The organism is Streptomyces sp. NPDC012827 (assembly GCF_042900905.1).
In the GTDB taxonomy this organism is placed as follows: domain Bacteria; phylum Actinomycetota; class Actinomycetes; order Streptomycetales; family Streptomycetaceae; genus Streptomyces; species Streptomyces gulbargensis.
In genome coordinates this window covers 88,016-107,949 of record NZ_JBIBBY010000012.1, presented here as the reverse complement: position 1 = coordinate 107,949, position 19,934 = coordinate 88,016, and the positions used below count along the sequence as shown (strand labels likewise).

Here is a 19,934-nt window from a genome sequence, read left to right as displayed (position 1 = left end):
TCTGCTCAGTCTCCTTGTGAAGTGGTGCTGTCCGGCCCGAGGCCCCGCAGCCGGGCGTCCTCGCTCGTGCCCTGCAGCCGCAGGGTCTCCTCGAGCTCGGCGCTGCCCGGACCGGTGAAGCGGAACCAGCCGTGGCGGGCTTCGAGGTCGCAGCCGCGCAGCTTCTTCGCCTCGTAGGCGGCGAGGCCGTACCAGACCTCGCGCACGCCGTGGGCCAGCGCCCAGCGGATCGTCTCGTGGTAGGTCAGGGCGAAGTAGACGCCCCTGGCGCGGTCGTCGTCGAAGCCGGCCGTGCGCCCGTACAGGGCGTCCCCCGCCCGCAGGTAGAGGACGAACCCGAGGGTCTCGCCGTCCCGTTCGGCGCTCAGCACCAGGCAGCTGTCGCCGACGGTCTCCCGCAGGGCGTCGAAGTCCCGCTGGACGCGCGGCCGCCCGCCGGGCAGCCCGTACTTGGCGCGCAGCGCGACCTGGAGGTCGACGACCGAGTCGGACAGCGCCCCGGGGCCCTCGCGGATCACGGTGCGGAAGCCGGCCGCCGCGTACTCCTCCAGCTCGCGGTGGGCGCGGCGGCGCTTGCGGCTGGCCAGGCCCGCGAGGTACGTCTCCCAGTCGGGGGCGTCGAGCCGCAGGACGGACTCGGCGCCCAGGACGGCGGGCACGTGGCCGCGCGCCTCGGCAGCCGGTCCCAGGACGGCGGCCTGCTCGTCGGTGGCGTACAGCAGGGAACTGCTGCGGCAGCCGAGCTGCCCGGCGGCCTCGTCCAGGAGCCGCGGCAGCTCGGCCAGGACGCGCGCCCGGCCGGCCGCGTCGCGGCCGGATGCGTGGACGATGCCGTGGTGCGAGCCGAACACGGCCAGCGTGACGGAGGGGTACTGGCCACGGCGGGCGTCCGCCAGCCGCCCGGCCAGCTCCTCCCAGCGCGTCCGCCGCTCCGGGTCCAGCAGCTCCGGGGCGCCGAAGGCATTGGTCTCCCCGGTCATCCTCGGGGTGTCGTAGAACAGCAGCCCGCCGCCGTCCCGGGTCACCAGGAGGGGGGCGAGGGCGGCGAGGGCGCCGCCCTCGCGCACGGCGAGGTAGCGCACCTCGTGCAGGTCGGTGCGCTCGGTGAAGCGCCACCAGCGGTCGTCCTCCCAGACCACCGCGGGCGCGGCGAGCGCCGGGAACTCCGCGGCGGTGGGCCGCGCGTCCGGGGCGAGGACCTCGGCGGTCAGGTCACTCACCGGTCCGCCTCCGCGGGTGCGGCCGCGGGGGCGGGCTCCCAGCCGAATCCCGCCTCCGCCTCCGCGCCCGTCTTGTCGACCAGCGCGAGCAGCTCCTGGGCGTCGTCCGCCGTCACGAGCCAGGTCGCGATGAAGTCGCCGGACTTGCGGCCCTCGTACCGGGCGCCGCCCCAGTCCTCGCCGAGCCGCGCGAGGACGGTGAAGTCCCGCGTACCGGCCGGCGCCCGCTCGGGCAGGCGCACGATCCGGCCGTCGCGCGGCGGCAGGCCGTAGTTGGCGACCAGCGGCGCGGCGGCGGCGTGCGCCCGTACGGCCTCCAGATCCACCGGCAGCCCGCACTCGATCCGCGCCCACAGGTGCCGCGGGTCGAGCCCGAGGACCGCCTCCAGCATGGCCGGGATCGGCGTGCCGCCCACCCGGCCGGCGATCTCGCACAGGACGATCTCGCCGGCGTCCGTCACGAAGAACTCGGCGTGCACGAACAGCGCGGGCGCCGCGGGCAGCGCGCCCACCAGCCGCCAGGTCTCCGCCACCAGCCGCGCGTGCAGCGGGTCGTCGGCGGGCAGCGTCCAGCTGCCGTTGCCGGAGTCGGTCCAGTGCGACAGGCAGCCGCCGTCGGTGTAGACGGAGGGCACGCAGACCACCGGCTCCCCGCCGACGTGCAGCGCGTCCACGTGGCACATGCGGCCCTCGACGTACCCCTCGACCTCGTGACCGCCGCCGGCCACCCGGTCGGCCACCTCCGCGATCTGCGCCGGGTCATGGAGCACCGCGACGCCCGTCGAGCCGGAACCGCCCCGCGGCTTGACCACGACCGGTCCCGGGTGGGCCGCCATGAAGGCCGCGACGTCCGCCGCCGAGGCGACCGCCGCGAACGGCGGCACCGGCACGCCGCCGGCCGCCGCCCGCTCCTTCATCAGGACCTTGTCGCGGTAGGCGCGGGCACTGTCGGGCAGCTGGCCGGGCAGGCCGAGTTCGGCGCGGAGGGCCGCGGCCCGCTCCACGTCCACCTCGGCGAGGGCCAGCACCCGTGTGACGCCGTACCGTTCGGCGGTCCGCCGGGCCGCCGCGAGGACGGCTTCGTCGTCGGTGTAGTCGGCGACCCGTTCCACGTGGGCGAAACCGGGCCCGGGGGCCACGCCCTCGGCGGTGACGGCGAGGAGCCGGCCCGCCTCCTCGCCCAGCCACTCGGCGAAGGGCAGGCCCGCGTTGCGCGGGCTGAGCAGGACGAGGATCACGCCGACACCTCCGGCCAGGCCACGCCCTGCTCGGCGGCGAGCGCCGCGAACGCCCGCGTGGTGTGCGGGTCGAGCGGGATGCCCCGCTCCGCCCGCCCGGCGGCGACGCGCCGCTGCGGGTCTCCGGGTACCTGGACCGGCTGCTGCGCGTCGGCCCCGGCCGGGGCGCCGCGCGTGGTGTCGAGCAGGCCGGTGAGCCCCTCCGCGAACTCCGCAGCGCCCGCGAAGGCGGCCGGGTCCAGGCACACCACCAGGTGGCCGATGCCCCGGCTGCGGCCGGGCGTGGAGGCGCCGATGTGCTCCAGCTCCCAGTCCCCCGGCGAGCCGGTCAGCACCGCGCCGAGCAGGGTGGCCACCATGGCCAGGCCCTGGCCCTTGTAGCCGCCGAGCGGCGAGAGCGCGTAGGCCTGCTCCGGGTCGGTGGCCGGCCGGCCCTCGGTGTCGGTGGCCCAGCCGGCGTCCAGCGCCCGGCCGTGCTTGCGGCGCTCCTTGATCTCGCCGAAGCAGACCTGGCTCGTCGCCATGTCGAGGGCGAACTCGTCGCCGTCGACGGCGGCGGCGAAGCTCAGCGGATTGGTGCCGAACAGCGGCTCCGTGCCGGAGAAGGGAGCCACCCGCGAGGCGGCGGAGGTGGTCACGATGCCGACCAGGCCCTGCCGGGAGAGGTGCCGGCTGTAGACGGAGGCCGCCCCGAAGTGGTTGGAGTTGCGGACGCCGACCGCGGCCACGCCGTGGGTACGGGCCCGCTCGGCGGCGATCCGGGCGGCGGCGAGGCCGGCCACCACGCCCAGCGCCCCGCCGGCGTCGAGCATGACGGCCGCACCGCTGTCCCGTACCGTCCGGATCTCCGGCCGGGCGGTGGCGATCCCGTCGGCCAGCTCGTCCAGGTACTGCGGCAGCAGGCGCAGGCCGTGGGTGTCGATCCCGCGCAGCGAGGTCTCGGTCAGGGCCTCCGCCACGTCCCGCGCGTCCCCGGGCGCGAGTCCCGCCCCGGTGAGGGCGGTCTCGGCCAGGGTGACGGCGGTGGCGGCGGGAAGCAGGGGGGCGGACTCGGACGCGGGGGGCGTGACGTCCCCGGCGGCCGGGGTGGGCCGCACGTCGTGCACATGGGTCATGCGGGTTCGTTCGCCTTCCAGACCATGAGGGGGGACGGGTCGTCGCCGTCCGGGAGGGGGCCGTCGCCGGCGGGCGCTGCGGCGGGGGACCTGTCGGAGGGCAGGTCCGCCGGCCCGGCGGGGGCGCCGTCGCGGGCCGGGCCGACGGGAGCGGCGAGGGTCCGGAAGCCGGCCGCGCGGCAGGCCTCCCGCAGGTTCTCGTCGTCCGCCCGCAGCCAGACCGTGTCGGCGCCGTCCGCGACCGCGCGGGTGACGGCGCCGCGCAGCAGCGCCACCAGTTCTTCCGGGGCCACCGCTTCCGTACCCGGCGCGGCCGTCCGGACGAGCTGGCGGAAGGTGTCCGCCGGCGCGTGGCCGGGCAGGGGCCTGCGCCGGACCCGTACGGAGGCCAGAGCCGTACCGTCGCGGTGGACCGACAGTTCCTCGGCGTCCCAGCCGGCCTGGCCGGCGCGGCCGGCCGCCGAGGGACGGACCGTGAACGCCGGCCCCTCGTACGCGGGCACGAAGCCGGTGCCGGGCGCGTCGGGCAGCGTGAGGGCGCCCCCGGCGTCGAGCAGCACGCCGGTGCCGGTGTCCACGGCGAGGAGCGCGATGCTGTCGGCGTCCAGGTGGTCGACGAACGGGCCCAGGTGCGCCGTGGCGGACACGCCCGCGCTGGACTCCGGCATGCAGCCGAGCATCGTGCCGAGCCCGGCGGCCCGCGCCGCGCGCAGCATCCGCAGGGCCGGGGTGATGCCGCCGGCCTTCATCAGCTTCAGGTTCACGCCGTGGAAGGCCTCGGCGCAGGCGTCGAGATCGTGCGGCCCGGTGATGCTCTCGTCCGCGTACACCGGGATCGGGGAGATCTTCTTCAGCTCCCTGGCCTCCGCCCACGCCTCGCGCGGGAAGGGCTGCTCCAGCAGCGTCACGCCGAGTTCCGCCATCGCGTCCAGCGCCGCCGCCGTCGCGGCGGGCTCCCAGCCGCAGTTGCCGTCGACGTAGAACGGCGCGTCGGTGTGCTCGCGCAGCGCCCGGAGGACGTGCAGGTCGCCGGGTGCGGCCAGCTTGACCTTGTACGCGGGCCAGCCGGGCCGCTCCAGGAGCTTGCGCACCATCACACCGGGCTCGTCGAGGCCGATGCTGTAGCTGGAACGCAGCCCGCCCGCTCCCGCCGTCCCGCCGCCCGCCGGTCCCGCCCCGGCCGCGCCCAGGCGCCGCCACAGCGGTACGCCCGCGAGGCGGGCCGCCAGGTCGTGGGCGGCCACGTCGAGCGCGGCCAGCGCGAACGGCGAACCGGTCAGCAGCGGAGCCAGTACCTCCCACGCCCCCTCGGGGTCGTCGGCCGGCAGCTCGCGCAGCGTGCCCGCGACCGACCGCAGCGAGGCGTGCAGGGCGTCGAGCGAGGAGTTGTAGCGGTCGGTCATGAAGGCCGAGGCCTCGCCGAAACCGGACCGCCCGCCCGCCGACAGCTCGACCAGCACCCCGGGCTGCACCGGGATCGCCTCGCGGGCGCTGCGCCAGACGTCGTGGTCGGTGAGGCGGATCTCGTGGACGTGGAGCCTCACCACTGGTCACCCGTGTACGACGGCAGGGTGGTGCCGAAGGAGACCGGCTTGAGCTCGTCGTACCACTGCGCGTGCTCGTCGTACGCGGCGAAGAACGGCCGCCCCACCCACTCGGGCCGGCGCGCCTGGAGGAAGCTGAGGACGAACGCCCGCTCGCCCGCCACCTCGGTCGTGCCGTGCAGCATCACCTTGCCGGGCGCGGCCGACATGACCGGGCCGCGGGCGGTCCTGGCCAGGCCGGATACGCCTCGTACGGCCTCACGGTAGATGTCGAGGGCCCGGGCGAGGGGGATGCCGAAGTAGCTGCTGGCGCCGGTGTCCCGCTCCACGAACATGTAGTACGGGATGACGCCCAGTTCGACCTGGAGCTGCCACATCCGCGACCAGGCGGCGGGGTCGTCGTTGACGTGGGCGACCAGCGGGGCCTGGGCCCGCACCTCGGCGCCGGTGGCCCGGATCCGGGCGATCGCCTCGCGCACCGCGTCCGTCTCCAGCTCGCGCGGGTGCGAGAAGTGCGCCATGAGGGCCACGTGCCGGCCGCGCGCCACGCACTCCTCGAACAGCCGCAGCAGGTCGTCCGCGTCGGGTCCGGTGGTGAACCGGGCCGGCCAGTACGACAGCGCCTTGGTGCCGAAGCGCAGGGTGCGCACCGTGTCGGTCCGCTCCAGGAGCGGCTCGACCCAGCGGCGTACCACCTCGGTCCGCATGATCATCGGGTCGCCGCCGGTGAACAGCACGTCGGTGACCTCGGGGTGGTGGGCCAGGTAGCCGGTGAGGTCGGCCGGGTCGCGCAGCGCCTGGCGCAGCTCCTCCTGGCTGACGAACTGGGCCCAGCGGAAGCAGTATCCGCAGTACGAGTGGCAGGTCTGCCCCTGGGAGGGGAAGACGAGCACCGTCTCGGCGTACTTGTGCTGGAGGCCGTCGAGCCGGCGCCCGTCGAGGGTCGGCACGTTCGCCTCAAGCTGGCCGCCCGGGTGCGGGTTCAGGTCCAGCTGGGCGGCGGTGGCGGCCGCGCGCAGCTCGGTGCGCGGCGCGCCCGCGTCCAGCAGCGCCGCCATCCGGTCGAAGACCGGCGCGGGCAGCATGTCCCGGTGCGGGAAGGTGAGGCGGAAGATCGGGTCGTCCGGCGCGGCCGACCAGTCGATCAACTCGTCGGCCACGTACTCGTTGACCTTGAACGGCAGGACGCTGGAGACCACGCGCAGGTCACGGACGTACTCGTCCGGCATGCCGCGGTCCCGGGCGAGCTGCGCGAGGCGCTCGTTCGCGTAGTGCTTCACGGGTTTCTCTCGATTCCGCTCAGCGCGCCACGTGGGACTTGGACCAGTCGAACTCCACGAGGTCCTGGACACCCATCCGCTCGATGAGGGTGTGCAGGCCCGTGTAGTCCCGGACGAGCCGGCTGCGGCTCTGCTCGGCCTGGCAGTCGTGCAGCATGTCGTGGCCGCCCTCGACGCCGACCAGGTCCATGATCCGGTGCCAGGTCGTGTAGTCGGTGGCCACGAAGGCCTCCAGGCCCTCGAACAGCATGTCGCGGAAGAAGCGCTGCTTCTTCTCGTCGAGGCGGTCGTGCACGACCTCGGCGAGGACCGCGGAGATGGAGGCGTGGCAGTACTCGTCGCGGTTGTGGAGCTTCGCGGTGCTGCTGTTGATCGGCTGGATGTCCGGGTCGTCGGCGAGCAGGTCGAGGTAGGCGTTGATGGAGATCTCCGACACCGTCGCGAAGGCGAGGGTGGTCAGCGACCGCTGCCAGCGCTCGTCCGCGCTGTCGCGCAGCCGCTGGTGCTCGCGCGCCGTGTGGGAGATCGGCAGCTCGTGGTCGGGCATCGGCCGGCCGCGCTTGCGGCGCGTGACGGCGCTGGCGTTGAGGTGCATCAGCGTGTGGTACTGCTCGTCGACCATGGCCTGGGCGAGGGAGATGTTGAGCGCCTCGTCCTGGAGCTCGGGGTACTCGCCCTCCATGACCAGGGCGAAGGCGGGGTTGGCCACCTTCTGCTCGGCCATGATGGTGTGGCGGTTGTACGCGATCCACGCCCAGCTCAGCAGCTGGGACTTCTTCTCCGGGTCCAGCGCCTGGTACGTGGGGTGGTCGCGGAAGGGCAGGATCCGCTCGGGGTAGTCCGGACGGTCGAGCTCGAAGAGTTCGTCGAGGTCCGGCTCCTCGCGCTTCACGGTGGCGCGCCGGTGCCAGTTGCCGACGAGCCGTCGGATGACGGCGCTCTCGATCTGGTTGTCGGGGTCGTGGCGGGGCACGCCCTCGGGCAGCCCCCGGAGCTCCTCCGGGAGTCCGGTGGGGAACTCCTCCTGAGCCTCCTGAGCTTCCTGAACAGGCGCGTTCCGGACGTCAGTCATGCGTGGGCCTCACGTGATCGGTGGTGTCTGTCACGGGGTGGCGGGGCCACCGGTGACGGGGTGACTGGTGACGGGCGCGCGGTTCAGCGCTGGGCGGCGATCCAGTAGCGGGTGAGGTGGCGCCGCTTGTCCGTGTAGGCGGAACGGGCGTGCACCATGCGCTGGTTGTCCCAGATCAGGACGTGGTTCTCGGGGATGAGCACCGAGACGCGGTGCTCCCGGAAGAAGGCCTCGGCCTGTTCGGCGAGGTGGATGCCGAAGCTGCCCAGCGGCAGCTGCTCCGGGTCGACGGCGGCGTCGACCGGCGGGTCGTACTGACCGGTGGTCAGCAGGTTGTAGCTGAAGCGCAGGATCTCCTGGCCGCTGTCGGTGACCTCGACGACGGGGCGGCGGACGCCCTCGGTGCCCACGCCTCCGGTGTTGTGGCCGACCCAGTCGACGGTCTGCTCGTAGAGCGCGGCCCGGTCGCGCTCGGACAGCGAGGCGACGAAGGCCCGCATGTCGGCGAGCTCGGTGTGGCCGCTGCCGCAGGTGGCCTGCACCCGGCAGTGCAGCGCCAGATAGGTGGGCGGCGGGTTCCAGCCCGGCGCCTCGGTGTGCACCAGGATCGTGTTGACGCTCTTGGAGTACCGGCGCTGCTCGAACCCGGGAGCGGCCTTCACCTGGTACCGCAGCGAGCCGTCGTACTGCGGGACCAGCTCACCGAAGACACCGACCGCTGCGGCCGCCTCCTCGTCGGTGGTGATCCCCTCGAGCAGCGTGTAGCCCTGCTCCGCAAGTTCCCGACTGTGAATATCAAGGGCCGTAGACATGAAGGACTCCCCCATCCTCAGTTGATACGGGCAAGGCGGCGATCGGGTCGCGATCGAGCCCCCGGCGTGCCCCGGTGTGATCCTCTGGCAACAGCGAGTGTGCCGCAATGGGTCGTATTGTGAGATGACTCACGGAACCAGATGCTCCGACCTGTTTACCGACGTCAGCCGTTTCCCCAGGTAAAGCCCGCCTGAACGAGGCGACTTCAGCGACTCGCGGAGCACCCTGTTTTCCACCCTGGCGTCCGATAAGCACACCTCTCCCCCCGAATACCGGTATCCGTCCCCCACCCCCGCACACCCCCCGCCGGCCGCCTCTCCCACCCCCCTCCCCGCCCGCGCCCCACACCCCACCTCCCCCTAAGCGATCGCAAATCCCCCCGAACCCCCTACCGCCCCACCCCCCGCTTCCTCCCACCCCTCCGCCCCGATCCGCTACGCTGTTCCCGTCAGCGGCCAGGCCACACCGGACGCCCCGGGAACCCACCCCAGGCACCCGGCCGACCCTCACTGACACGAGCGCGCCTTCGTAGCTCAGGGGATAGAGCACCGCTCTCCTAAAGCGGGTGTCGCAGGTTCGAATCCTGCCGGGGGCACAAGGGAAAAGGACCCCTACCGATCTTGGTAGGGGTCCTTTGACATCCACGCCTGACATCAACGGCGGCGGTCAGGGACGGCCGGGCCGCCTCTTGAGCAGCCGGTCCATGTGACTGATCGCCTCGCGCTGCGTGTCCTGGACGACGTGCGTGTACACATCCATCGTGATGCTGATCTGGCTGTGCCTGAGGATTTCCATCACGACGCGGGGCGCGACGCCGGCGGCGGTGAGCAGAGTCGCGCAGCCGTGCCGGGCGTCATGCGGCCGGATCACGCGGAGCCCGAGCGCCACGTACTCCCGCTCGCCCGGCCGCATGGGCACGAGCACCTGGGCGCCCGTGATCGCGGAGCCAGGCGATGCTCTCTTTGCGCATGCGAGAGGTCTCGACGACAGCGGCTTGCAGGTCCCCCATCAGCTCCACGGCGGCCTTCACGCGGAGTGCGTGATCTTGCATGGCGGCGACCCGCCGCACTTCTTCGGCAGCGGACTACGACCCGAGCACGAAGGCGATCAGCAGTAGCCGCGCGCTGAGCGACGTCCTGATTCACGAGACCGTCGGACGTGTTCGTCGACCTCGCCAGCTACGCCCGCCCTCATGGTCCGAACGAGGACTTCGTGCTCTCCGACCCCACCGCGGTCGTGGTCCTGGACGGTGCCGGAATGGCACCGGGCATGAAGTCGGGGTGCCGCCATGGAGTCGCCTGGTACGTGGAACAACTGGGCACTCGCCTGCACGCGGAGGCCGCCCGGGAAAACGCGTCCCTGAGCATCTGCCTGGCGATGGCCATCGAGTCGACGGCGCACCTGCACCGGGACACCTGCGTGGTCGATGACCCGCTGTCCCATTCCGCCACCGCGGCCATGGCCCGCGTACAGGGCGACATTTTCGAGTGGCTCGTCCTGGGGGACTGCACGGTCCTCATTCAGAGCAACGGCGTAGTGACGGCCACCATGGACGGCCGTCTCGCCCGAGTGGCACCCCACGCCCGCGAAGCCTTCGCCAGGGCAGTCCCAGAGTCGCCAGAACGGCAGCGAGCCCATGAGGCTTTGGTTCAGGAAGAACGCAGCCGACGCAACGTGCGGGGCGGGTACTGGGTGGCAGCAGCCGACCCGGCAGCAGCAAGCCAGGCACTCACCGGTTCAGAGAGTACATCCCTGGTCCAGGGCGCAGCCCTGCTGACCGACGGTGCTGGACGACTGGTGACGACGTTCCGCTCAACCGACTGGCAGGGCTACATGACCTTGCTCAGCCACGGCGGCCCCGAAGGCGTGCTCCGGCAGGTCCGCGAAGCCGAAGTGTCCGACCCCGACCTCAGCCGATGGCCGCGAAGCAAGCAGCACGACGACGCCACGATTGCGTACATCCGCCCATAGGAGCAGTGGAGTTGTTACAGATTTCTCTACCTCATCAAGGCGGCTCGCTACCGCTCGCCGCGCGCGGCCCGACCCCCGGCCGGGCCTGCGCTCCTGCCTCCGTCCCGCTCCAGCCCGGCCGGCGCCCGTGCCACGCTCATGGCAATCAGTCGCCTGATGCCAGAGAAGGGCTACGTCGTGGCTGGGGCGGTCGGCTCCACGGCCTTAGGCAGCCACTTTGGCGCGAGCCTCGGAGATCATGGCCCCAACGTCGTGCTTTACCGGGCAGGTCCACAGACTGCCCGACGCGCCGAAAGCTTACGGGGCCATGATCACTCGCGCCCAAGCAGCTCCAGCCCAAAGCCGCTCCGCCGACCTTGTGACTATGGGAACCGCTTGAACAACCTCCCAATGTCACGAGCAGCAACCTCAATAGTGCTAGACCCTTGACGCTCGTACCAGCTGTCATTGTAGGGAACTGGGTGCCCCATAGACTTCACCGTGAGAAGCAATACCGGCTTTCCATGGTAATTAGCAGGGCGCATGTCACGAAGCACTTGAGACTTGAGGTCAGACTCAAGCCCGGACGCCCTCACCTTTTCCGTGAAAAAACTCATATAGCCGTCCAGCGAGCCGCCATGTCGCGAGAATTCGTGCTCAACTCCGGTAATCCAGAATTCGCCATCCTGAACCGCCGGAGCCCCGTAAAGGTTTCGAACCCTATCAGCGTCACTCTTCGTATCGGCGATGCCAATAACGACGTACCCCACGGTACCGTCACCGTCGTTGGCGATGGCAGAAATAGCCTTCATGATTCTCTCGAAGCCACGCGAGTCGAAGTTCCCGGTACCATCGAGAGAGTGCAGGCCCTGCTTCAATTCAAACAAGCTGTGCTCAGCAAGGGCAGCGCGCAAAAGTCGGTGAATCCTAGCCTCGTTCGCTTCAAAAAGAACGTCCCGCTGGCTAGTCTCTGGCACTGTGAGGTCTCGAAGAACACCTGCCACCGCGGCGATATTATCTCTCTTGTTCTCGGCAGACCAGGTGCCCCCGCCGGCCGTGATATTGAGGACACGATCCCCAATACCATCAAGAGCCTTGACCATCTGGCCAACATCCCTAATCGAGCGATTCTCTTTAATCAATAGCGTATAGAGGGCCAAGAAGATGGTTGCGTAGTAGCGAGGGACTCGCTGTCGGGGAGTCTTGAATACGAGCTGCGAAAAACTCTTCTTAGACTCCTTCAGGATATCCTCTAGCACGCCATGAACGTGTTCAAAGCGCCCCCTAATCAGCTCTGCACCTTCTCGTTGCACCGCTGATTCGATGCGGTCCTTTCGGCGCTCCTTTGAATCTCCTGGCTTGATTCCATAGTACTCATCCAACGTCTCAGAAGCATACCTGGGGACAGCATCAAGCATCATCGTGGCCAAAAGATCAGCAACGATCTCTTCATCGCGTGATTCGCGGACTTGATCCTTTTCAAGAATCTTGTGACGCACCCAAAACACGTCTTCAATGAAGACACCGGGCCCGTTTCGATCGCTAGAGATGCTGATAGCAGGCATACCAGTGAGGGCAACCAAATCCCTTACTGAAGTGTCCCCCCTCACAAACGAAGAGACCTCGCGCACTAGATCTGCGAAGTTCGAAATCGCCCCAGCTTGACGGATTTCCTGCCGGGAAAGATACCGCCCGTTAGAGTTAATACGCCGGAACACTTCCTCGACAATTTCCTCGTCTGGCGCGCGCGCGGTAGGTTGACATCGGGAGCACGTAGTTGGCAATGCTTACGCACTCTCGTCGCTCTAGCACTGGATGGCGTTGCTGCAGTTCTCCCTCGTCTCTCCTCAGTTTGGTTTCAGCGAGGGTTTCGAGGTCAAAATAGTAGCCGTCAAGCGAGTATTGGTTCTCGATGAAAGAAAAGATTGCATTCAGGCGCTGCAGACCATCGATGATCTCGAGCCTGGTAGCCTCTCCGGCAGTACGCTCTGCCGTTAGAACCAAAGGGACAGGGAGCTGCTTACGCAGGGAATCAATGAAAGCCGCTTTTTCGTGAATTGCCCAAACCAGCTTTCGCTGGTATCGCCTATTAACGACGAATGACTGGTTTACGTAGCTGTTGTACAGCGTCTGAATGTTTTCACCACGGACAATCAGGTTACTGCTCAACTCAGCCATCGAATTCCCCGGACTTCGTAGTCGTGACGTGATCCTTCAATGAGCAGATGGCTCATACAGACGAAAGCCCTCGTGACTCTGGTGTGAGGACGCTAGCAGGACGACCGAGCGGGGGACTCGCCTTTGCCAGAACCGGCAGACCCTCATCTTGGGCAGACCCGCGCCGCGCATTGCATCCGCAGGTGCACCCGCCAGACAGACGTACAGAAACCGGACGGCCGCGCCCTGCCGTGCCAGATCGTGCGGAGATCCACGGGGAGCAGCGGGAACCAAGCCGTCAGTCAGTCGGGCGCCGTCGCCGTTCGGTCACAGGTCAGCCTGGTATCCAGCCGCAGTCAACCCAAGCTCCACAGGCTGATGGCTCAGCTGGCTGGGCTGGGCTGCTCATATCTATTGGTCCGTAATCGTGGGCACGGCAGGGCAAGATGCCATCCATGGTCACTCCGTTCGCCACGTCGTCGTCCTCGATCGAGGACAGCGTGCGGGAGGCGTCCAGCCGCTCCAGGAGCAGGGTGCCGCCGTGAGGATCGTGCCCGAGCAGCCGCACGACTCCGGCGCCGTTCCACGTGCGCAGGCCGGTGAGGGCGGCGGCGGTCTCCTCCCGGGGCATCTGCAGCTTGAGGACCGCGCGGGTGCCGTCCTGCCGTACGACCGGCAGCACCAGCGCGGCTTCCCCGGCTCCGGCCGTGCCGTCCCGTTCCAGCGCCCAGCGGTCCAGGGACTCCTCGGCGAGAGCCGGCAGCCCGGCGATCCAGGCCCGGCCCGCGTCGCCGTAGCTCCTGGCGTACGACTCCACCAGGGACCGCGGGACCTCGTCCGTCCGTAACGTGCTCACGGCGCGGCCCCTTCCACGGCGATCGTGTCCCGCCGCGGCCTACCGCGAGGCCACGGACGGCCCTGCCGCCGTCGGCCTTCGGCCATGAGGTGCGTCCGGGGCCCGGCGGCAAGCCCGGACGCGGCGCTCGACCTCCTGACGCGCTCCAGGCTCTCCCCGGGCCTCGTGCCTCCCGTCAGCGGAGTTCCTCCGGGCAGGTGGTGCCGCGGGGGAAGAGCTTGTAGGGGGCCGCCAGGCGGTAGACGCCCGGTTTGGGGGCGATCAGTTCGGTCCATTCGTCGCCCTCGCGGTCGGGTTCCGCCTTGAGGAGGCAGCCGTGTTCGTTGGCGAAGACCTTGGGGAGTTCGGTCTCCGACTGCTCGCGGGCCAGTTTGGAGGCCTCGGTCTCCTGCGGGGGCTCGATCTTGCCGCCGTGTTCGTCGAGGAGGGCGAGCCAGGGGGAGTACGGGACGCGGATGAGGACGCGGCCCGGGTCGTCCACGCGGATCACGACCTCGTTCTGGGCGGCGCTCTCGACGCGGGCCGGCGGGTCGGCGAGGGGGGTGGGGTTCTCGACCTCGTACAGGCGCCAGTTCGCGTCGGACCAGACCTGCTTCAGATAGGGCAGGCCCTCGCCGACGAGTTCCGCCTCCTGTTCGGCGCCCGAGTCGGGGGCGCCGGTCGGCAGGACGACGTAGTGGACGGCCCAGCGCGCGAGCCACTCCCGGTAGTTCCGGGCGTTGAGGGTGTCGTCGTAGAAGATCGGGTTGCGTTCCATGTCGGCCTGGCGGTTCCAGCCGCGGGCCAGGTTGATGTACGGGCTGAGGGCCGAGGACTCGCGGTGGCTGGAGGCCGGGACGACCTCGACTCGGGCCTTCCCCGCGTCCCGTACCTGCAGCTGGTTGATGAGCGGGGCCACCTCGAACGCCCAGGAGGCGTCCGGGGCCGTACGGACGACGTCGTCGACGCCCTTGAAGCCGATCCAGAAGTTCAGGCCGGCGAAGGCCAGGACGAGGGCGTACCAGCGGCGCGAACGCGGCTTCGTGTACGGCAGGGCCGCGAGCAGCACGACGCCCGCGAACAGCATCGGCAGGCGCGAGATGTTCGAGCCGATCTGCGAGTCGATCAGCCAGGTCAGGAAGGTGCCGACGGTGTAGCAGGCCGCCGCCGTGCGGACCGTGCGCCAGTCGCGCGGGACCAGGAGGAGGACCAGGAGCCCGAAGACGAGGGGCAGCGCGGCCGAGCCGAAGGCCATGGGCTGCGTCCCGGAGAAGGGGAACAGCCAGGACGAGACGGCGACGACGGCGACCGGGGCGAGACCGAGGGCGTACGCGCCGGGGCGCCGTTTGTTGAGGAACAGCGCCGCCGCCGCGACCCCCAGGAAGAGGCCCGCGACCGGGCTGCAGGCGGTCGCGATCCCGGCGAGCGGGGCGGCGACGGCCGCCTTCGCCCAGCGCTTGCGGCGCCAGCGGTGCGGCCAGCAGAAGACGGCGGCGACCGCGCCGAGCGCGAACATCATGCCGAGGCCGAAGGTCACCCGCCCCGACAGCGCGTTGCACAGGAACGCGAACACGCCGGCGATCGAGCACGCCATCGGATTGCGGACGGCCGGGACCCGCACCAGGATCAGCGCGGTCAGCGCCGCCGAGAGCGTGCCGGCGATCATCATCGTCGACCGCACGCCGAGCAGCGACATCACGTACGGCGAGACCACGCTGTACGAGACCGGGTGCATCCCGCCGTACCAGGCGAGGTTGTACGCGGAGTCCGGGTGCCGTCCCACGAACTCCGCCCACGCGTCCTGCGCGGCGAGGTCGCCGCCACTGTTCGCGAAGAAGAAGAACCACAGGACGTGGGTGAGGGCGGCGAGCCCGGTGGCCACCAGGACCGGGTAGCGACGCTTACGCCGTCGGGCGGGCACGGGCGCCTCCGAGGCCGTCCGCTGCGCGGGAAGAAGGATTCGCGGAGGGGAAGAGAACTCCGGCCCGGTGTGGGCGCGTGTCGGCTCGGCGGTGGTCACTGCGGCCCTTTCCCGTGCTTCCTGTCTCTTCGTCCTCGCGTGCTTCTCGTCCCCAGGAAAAGCTAACAGCAGGGCGCCCCGGAGGTCCGGGGCGCCCATCCGACCGGGTGGCTCCCCGGTCCCGTACGGTCACGCGCGGGCGGCGCACGCAGCGTGGCGTACGCCGCCGCCGGTGCTCAGCCCAGTCGTGTCAGCTTCTTGTCGAAGCCGGGCTCCACGAGGTCCCTCTGCAGGGCCACCGGCGCACTCACCTTGCCCACGCCCTCGCCGATCGAGACCTGGCCGACCACGTCGCCCGCCTTGCCGGAGTGCGGGACGGCCTTGCCGCCGTCGGTCAGCTCCAGCTTCACCCGGAGGCCGGGCCAGCCGACGGCCTTGAGCTCCTTGGTGGCCACGACCGGGGTCCGGCCGCCGAGGCCGTCGTCCACGTGGCCGAGGACCTGGCCCTTGCGGATGACGGGGGCGGAGGTGACGTCGGCCTGGGCCTTCTGGATGAGCTTGAGGCTGTTGTCGATGGCGAGCTGGAGCTTGTCGTGCAGCAGCTTCGCGTCCTTCGCGCCCATGACGATGCCGAGGATGCGGTGCTGCTTGTGGTCGACGACGGTGTTCGCCGACCAGAGAAGGTTGCCGCCGGCGGGGGTGGAGGAGCCGGTCTTGATGCCGTTCACCCCCGGCTCCAGCAGGATGTTGTTGTTGTTCTCGATGCGGCCGGGGATGCCCTCGACGGTCAGGTTCGGCATGTTCACGATCTCCCGGAACACGTCGTACTGCATGACCGCCTTGGCCAGCTTCAGCTGGTCCACGGGGGTCGACACCGTGCTGTCGGAGAGGCCGGACGGGTCGGTGTACGTGGACTGGGTCATGCCCAGGTCCTTGGCGGCGGCGTTCATCTTCCGGACGAACGCCTCCTCGGAACCGGCGTCCCAGCGCGCCAGCAGCCGCGCCACGTTGTTGCCCGAGGGGATCATGAGGAGCTGGAGGAGTTCCTTCTCCGAGTAGGTCTCGCCCTCCGCGATCTGGGCCGTCGACTCGTCCTTCGCCTTGGCCTGCTCGCCGGCCTTCTTGTCGACGGGGATCTCGGGGCCCTGCTGCTTCCCCTTGATCGGGTGGTCGCGGAGGATCACGTACGCCGTCATGGTCTTGGCGACGCTGGCGATCGGGGCCGGCTTCTGCGGTCCGTACGTCCCCATGGAACCGACGCCCTCGACCTCGACCGCGCCCTGGCCCTCGTGGGGCCACGGCATCCGCAGCTCCCCGCCCTGGAAGGTGAAGGCCGGAGCGGCCGTGAGGGTGAGCGCGGGCGCGGGCAGCGGACGGACCAGCTGCGCGATCGCAAACACGATCAGGAGGAGGAGGACCAGCGGCGTCCAGATCCGCACCCGGCGCATGGTCGTCCGCAGGACGGTCGGCGGCGGGGGCGGGGTGTTCGTCAGCTCGGCCAGCAGGTCGAGCGGGGGCAGCGGCGGCATCGGCTGCTGCCGCGTCCGCTCCGGCTCGCTCAGCGACGCCGGACCCGCGGGAGCGGCGGCGGACGCGGCGGCCGGGTCGCCGGCCGAAGCGGCGGCGGCGGGCGCCGGTGCGCCGGCCGGGGGCGTGGCCTCCGGCTCGGCGGCGGCGGGCGTGGCGCCCTTCGCCTTCTGGGAGGCCCAGGACGGCGTGGAGGCGGCCTTGGACGCCGCCGGGGCCGTGGAGCCGGTGGAGGCCGCCGGGGACTTCGGGGTCCTCGGAGCCTCCCCCGCCTTCCGCTCGGCCGGGATGTCCGGGCGCAGGGGCACGAAGGTGCTCGTGCGCTCGCTGTCGGAGTCGGGGCCCGTGTCCGGGCCGTCGCCGCCGGACGCGCCGCCCTTGGGGCCGCGCGGGTCCTGCGGGAGCTTCAGGGCGGTCGTCGGCTGGTCCACGGCGGGAGCGGGCGTCACCGGCGGGCGGACGGCGCGGAACATCGTCGTCGGCTGGTCGACCGGCTCCTCCGCCGGGGTGCCGGCGGTCCCGGCCCGGCGGGACGCCGGGGAGCCGGCCGCGTCGCCGTCGCCCGGGTCGTCCGCGTCATCGGAGTCCACGGGGCCGGCGGAATCGGCGGTCTCCTCCCGGGCCGTCACCGGCTCGTCCGGGGACGGCTTCCCGGAGGACGGTGCCTCGTCGGCCTTCTCCGCCGTCTGCGGCTTCGCGTCCCCCGGGGCCGCCGCCCCGACATCGGCGGACCGCTCGTCGGCGGACCGCTCGTCGGCCGCGGTCCCCTCGGCGGGCTCCTCGGCGGACGGACCGACGGGCTTCCCCGCGGGCTTCTTCGCCCCCTCGTCCTCCGCCGTCGCGACCCAGGCCGCCACCGCCGCCTTCAGGCGCTCACTGCCCGCCTCGCCGGCCTCCGCGCGGTCCTCCGCCTCGGCGGTGGGCTCAGGGGCCGGCTCCGGGGCGGCGTCGTCCTCGGACGTGCGCGGCGTCAGGCTCTTGAACACGGCTGTCGGCTGGTCGACCTGGACCGGGGCGGAACTCCGCGGAACCCCGCTGCCCGGGTCCGTCGTCTCCTGCGACGAACCCTGCTGCTCCGCTCTGTCGGGGGACTCGCCCGCCACCGTGCCTCCTCCATGCGTCATACGTACGTCCGAACCGTCTACCAGTGTCCTGTGTGAACCCCTTGGCTCCCGTGCTAGACGAGAACGACATACCTACTGGTTCCCGGACGAACCACCCGGGCACTCTCGACAGATGAATGTGAGAGGGGTCACCCTGTCATTCATCCACGCGGGGAGGCATGGATGGGCAGGAGCCGCAGAACACTTCCGGAGGAGCTTCTGCTGCTCGCTCTGGACCCGACCACGGGTACCACAGCGCAGCCGCAGTCGCTCGACCTCGGCCTGGCCGGAGCACAGCTAGTGGAGCTGGCTCTGGCAGGACGGATAGCCCCTGACGGGGATCGTATCGCCGTGGTGATGCCACGGCCGACCGGAGATCCGACCCTGGACTCCGCACTGGAACTGCTGCGCAGGCGCGGCAGTCCGGTACGGGCCGTCCACTGGATCGGCGGGCCCCGACTGGGGCTTCGCCAGACGTATCTCTCGCATCTGGAGCGATGCGGCATGGTGCATGCCGTGGAGGGCCCGATGTGCGGGGTGCTGCCGACGACTCGCTACCAGGCGACGGACACGGCGATCAGCCGGGAGATCAAGACCCGGCTGGACAGTGCGATCCGCACCGGCGTACCGCCGGACCCGCGGACCGCGGCGCTCGCCGCACTGGCCCACGCGGTCGGTCTCGGCAAGCACCTGTATCCCGGCAACGAAGGACGGTCGTCGCGGTCCCGGCTGCGCGACCTGATCCGGCACGACCCGATGGGCGGTCTCGTGGCGCACGCCGTGATGGACGTCCAGAACGGGGTGGCGGCCCAGCCACGCCGCGGCGCCTCGGGCGTTCCCGCCCAGCCGCGCGGCAGCATGGCCCGCGCCGCCGCACACTGACGTACGGCACGCACCCCACGCACCGCCGGCACGTCGAGCACCACGGCACACCGAGCACCACCGCACCACCCGCACCACTCACCGTACGGACACCACCCCCGTACGGGCACCACCCCTGGCACCGTACGGCCCGGGCGGGACGCCTCACGCGCCACCGTCCGGGCCGCACAGCTGTGCGGGGCGGCCCGACGGCCGCCCCGCACACGTGCGTTGTGCCCGTTTCCCAGCGCACACCGCTCCTTTGGTGGCAGTCTGCCAAGCGGTAGACACTCACAGCTACCCAGCAGACAGCCGGAGGTGCAGTTTCCGTGGCGTCCAACGTCAACCCCACCGTCAGGCGACGCCGATTGGGACAGGAGCTGCGCAAGCTCCGGGAGGCGAAAGGCATGACGGCCGAGCAGGTCGCCGAGCGCCTCCTCGTCTCCCAGTCCAAGATCAGCCGCTTGGAGAACGGCCGCCGTTCCATCAGCCAGCGTGACGTCCGTGACCTGTGCGGCGTGTACGAGGTCGAGGACGAGCACATGGTCAACTCGCTGATGCAGATGGCCAAGGACTCGCGCCAGCAGGGCTGGTGGCACGCCTTCGGCGACATTCCGTACAGCGTCTACATCGGTCTGGAGACGGACGCCGAGAGCCTGCGCGTCTACGAACCGCAGGTCATCCCCGGACTGCTGCAGACCCACGCGTACGCGGAGGCCGTGATCTCCGGCGCGCTGCCGGAGTCGACGCCGGCGGAGATCGAGAAGCGCGTCACCGTCCGCACCCGGCGCCAGGAGCGGATCCGGGACGAGGAGCGTCCGCTGCGGCTGTGGGCGGTCATCGACGAGGGCGCCCTGCGCCGGGTCGTCGGCGGCAAGCAGCTGATGGTCGAGCAGCTGGAGCACCTGATCGAGCAGTCGCTCCTGCCGCACGTGACGGTGCAGGTGCTGCCCTTCGAGATGGGCGCGCACCCGGGGATCAGCGGCCAGTACTCGATCCTGGAGTTCCCCGACGCCTCCGATTCGAGCGTCGTCTACATCGAGGGCGTGACGAGCGACCTCTATCTGGAGAAGGCTCCGGATGTGGCCAAATACTCCCTGATGTACGAGCACCTGCGGGCGCAGGCGCTGAATGTGGAACAGACCCGGGAGTTCATCGCGAAGCAGGCCAAGGTGTACGCCCAGGGGTGACCGGAACGCGGTCGCCGGGGCGGGGGCCGGTACGGTACACCGCCCACCGCTCCGCGCGGAACCCCCGAC

Annotated in this window: 14 protein-coding genes, 1 tRNA gene and 2 pseudogenes; 4 read left to right on the top strand and 13 right to left on the bottom strand. The window is 70.7% G+C overall.

What is annotated here, in order from left to right; genetic code table 11:
- Positions 1–5 precede the first annotated feature (5 nt).
- The 7 genes from ACFY60_RS25245 to ACFY60_RS25215 form a co-directional block, all read right to left on the bottom strand.
- Positions 6–1,220, bottom strand: a complete 1,215-nt coding sequence (locus ACFY60_RS25245) for a GNAT family N-acetyltransferase (protein WP_388616593.1) — start codon at positions 1,218–1,220, stop codon at positions 6–8.
- Positions 1,217–2,458, bottom strand: a complete 1,242-nt coding sequence (locus ACFY60_RS25240) for an acetyl-CoA carboxylase biotin carboxylase subunit family protein (RefSeq protein WP_388616596.1) — start codon at positions 2,456–2,458, stop codon at positions 1,217–1,219. The genes ACFY60_RS25245 and ACFY60_RS25240 overlap by 4 nt, the downstream gene beginning before the upstream one ends.
- The gene (locus ACFY60_RS25235; RefSeq protein ID WP_388616599.1) at positions 2,455–3,573 is read right to left on the bottom strand and encodes an Ldh family oxidoreductase; all 1,119 of its coding nucleotides are present in this window, start codon (positions 3,571–3,573) and stop codon (positions 2,455–2,457) included. Before ACFY60_RS25235 ends, ACFY60_RS25240 begins: the two co-directional genes overlap by 4 nt.
- Entirely contained in the window at positions 3,570–5,120 is a 1,551-nt protein-coding gene (locus ACFY60_RS25230) for an enolase C-terminal domain-like protein (protein WP_389459444.1), read from the bottom strand. Before ACFY60_RS25230 ends, ACFY60_RS25235 begins: the two co-directional genes overlap by 4 nt.
- Positions 5,114–6,397 carry a KamA family radical SAM protein gene (locus tag ACFY60_RS25225; RefSeq protein ID WP_388616605.1) on the bottom strand — a complete coding sequence of 428 codons (1,284 nt, stop codon included), beginning with the start codon at positions 6,395–6,397 and terminating at the stop codon, positions 5,114–5,116. The genes ACFY60_RS25230 and ACFY60_RS25225 overlap by 7 nt, the downstream gene beginning before the upstream one ends.
- Positions 6,398–6,416: 19 nt before the next feature.
- Positions 6,417–7,469, bottom strand: a complete 1,053-nt coding sequence (locus ACFY60_RS25220; protein WP_309054685.1) for a diiron oxygenase — start codon at positions 7,467–7,469, stop codon at positions 6,417–6,419.
- A gap of 83 nt (positions 7,470–7,552) precedes the next feature.
- Positions 7,553–8,281: a TauD/TfdA family dioxygenase gene (locus ACFY60_RS25215; RefSeq protein WP_388616608.1), complete on the bottom strand. Its 729-nt coding sequence runs from the start codon at positions 8,279–8,281 to the stop codon at positions 7,553–7,555.
- A 523-nt stretch (positions 8,282–8,804) separates the two neighbouring features.
- On the opposite strand from ACFY60_RS25215, the gene ACFY60_RS25210 reads away from it, so the two are divergent.
- Positions 8,805–8,877 (top strand) — tRNA-Arg (locus ACFY60_RS25210).
- 71 nt (positions 8,878–8,948) lie between these two features.
- On the opposite strand, the pseudogene ACFY60_RS25205 reads toward ACFY60_RS25210, so the two are convergent.
- Positions 8,949–9,161, bottom strand: a pseudogene (locus tag ACFY60_RS25205) (tyrosine-type recombinase/integrase); the annotation flags it as partial.
- A 279-nt stretch (positions 9,162–9,440) separates the two neighbouring features.
- Between ACFY60_RS25205 and ACFY60_RS25200 the strand changes: the two are divergent.
- Positions 9,441–10,253, top strand: coding sequence for a protein phosphatase 2C domain-containing protein (locus ACFY60_RS25200; RefSeq protein WP_388616611.1), 813 nt, complete (start codon positions 9,441–9,443; stop codon positions 10,251–10,253).
- 362 nt (positions 10,254–10,615) lie between these two features.
- Here the strand turns inward: ACFY60_RS25200 and ACFY60_RS25195 are convergent, their stop codons facing one another.
- From ACFY60_RS25195 to ACFY60_RS25175, 5 genes and pseudogenes are all read right to left on the bottom strand, one after another.
- A complete protein-coding gene (locus ACFY60_RS25195; protein WP_388616614.1) occupies positions 10,616–11,797 on the bottom strand; it encodes a helix-turn-helix domain-containing protein in 1,182 nt (393 codons plus the stop codon).
- A gap of 136 nt (positions 11,798–11,933) precedes the next feature.
- Entirely contained in the window at positions 11,934–12,410 is a 477-nt protein-coding gene (locus ACFY60_RS25190) for a DUF262 domain-containing protein (RefSeq protein WP_388616616.1), read from the bottom strand.
- A gap of 439 nt (positions 12,411–12,849) precedes the next feature.
- A pseudogene (locus ACFY60_RS25185) lies at positions 12,850–13,245 on the bottom strand (aminoglycoside phosphotransferase family protein); the annotation flags it as partial.
- 175 nt (positions 13,246–13,420) lie between these two features.
- Entirely contained in the window at positions 13,421–15,244 is a 1,824-nt protein-coding gene (locus ACFY60_RS25180) for an MFS transporter (protein WP_388616619.1), read from the bottom strand.
- 176 nt (positions 15,245–15,420) lie between these two features.
- Entirely contained in the window at positions 15,421–17,835 is a 2,415-nt protein-coding gene (locus ACFY60_RS25175) for a D-alanyl-D-alanine carboxypeptidase (protein WP_388616622.1), read from the bottom strand.
- Positions 17,836–17,997: 162 nt separating this feature from the next.
- Between ACFY60_RS25175 and ACFY60_RS25170 the strand changes: the two genes are divergently transcribed.
- Together ACFY60_RS25170 and ACFY60_RS25165 are read left to right on the top strand one after the other, a co-directional pair.
- Positions 17,998–18,696: a GPP34 family phosphoprotein gene (locus ACFY60_RS25170; RefSeq protein ID WP_388616624.1), complete on the top strand. Its 699-nt coding sequence runs from the start codon at positions 17,998–18,000 to the stop codon at positions 18,694–18,696.
- Positions 18,697–19,004: 308 nt separating this feature from the next.
- The gene (locus ACFY60_RS25165; protein ID WP_309051385.1) at positions 19,005–19,865 is read left to right on the top strand and encodes a helix-turn-helix transcriptional regulator; all 861 of its coding nucleotides are present in this window, start codon (positions 19,005–19,007) and stop codon (positions 19,863–19,865) included.
- Positions 19,866–19,934 lie beyond the last annotated feature (69 nt).

Bases quoted from the DNA above. Each gene is read 5' to 3' on its own strand.
- ACFY60_RS25175 (WP_388616622.1), bottom strand. From the start codon at position 17,835: ATGACGCATGGAGGAGGCACGGTGGCGGGCGAGTCCCCCGACAGAGCG.
- ACFY60_RS25235 (WP_388616599.1), bottom strand. From the start codon at position 3,573: ATGACCCATGTGCACGACGTGCGGCCCACCCCGGCCGCCGGGGACGTC.
- ACFY60_RS25190 (WP_388616616.1), bottom strand. From the start codon at position 12,410: ATGGCTGAGTTGAGCAGTAACCTGATTGTCCGTGGTGAAAACATTCAG.
- ACFY60_RS25170 (WP_388616624.1), top strand. From the start codon at position 17,998: ATGGGCAGGAGCCGCAGAACACTTCCGGAGGAGCTTCTGCTGCTCGCT.
- ACFY60_RS25220 (WP_309054685.1), bottom strand. From the start codon at position 7,469: ATGACTGACGTCCGGAACGCGCCTGTTCAGGAAGCTCAGGAGGCTCAG.
- ACFY60_RS25215 (WP_388616608.1), bottom strand. From the start codon at position 8,281: ATGTCTACGGCCCTTGATATTCACAGTCGGGAACTTGCGGAGCAGGGC.
- ACFY60_RS25195 (WP_388616614.1), bottom strand. From the start codon at position 11,797: ATGCCTGCTATCAGCATCTCTAGCGATCGAAACGGGCCCGGTGTCTTC.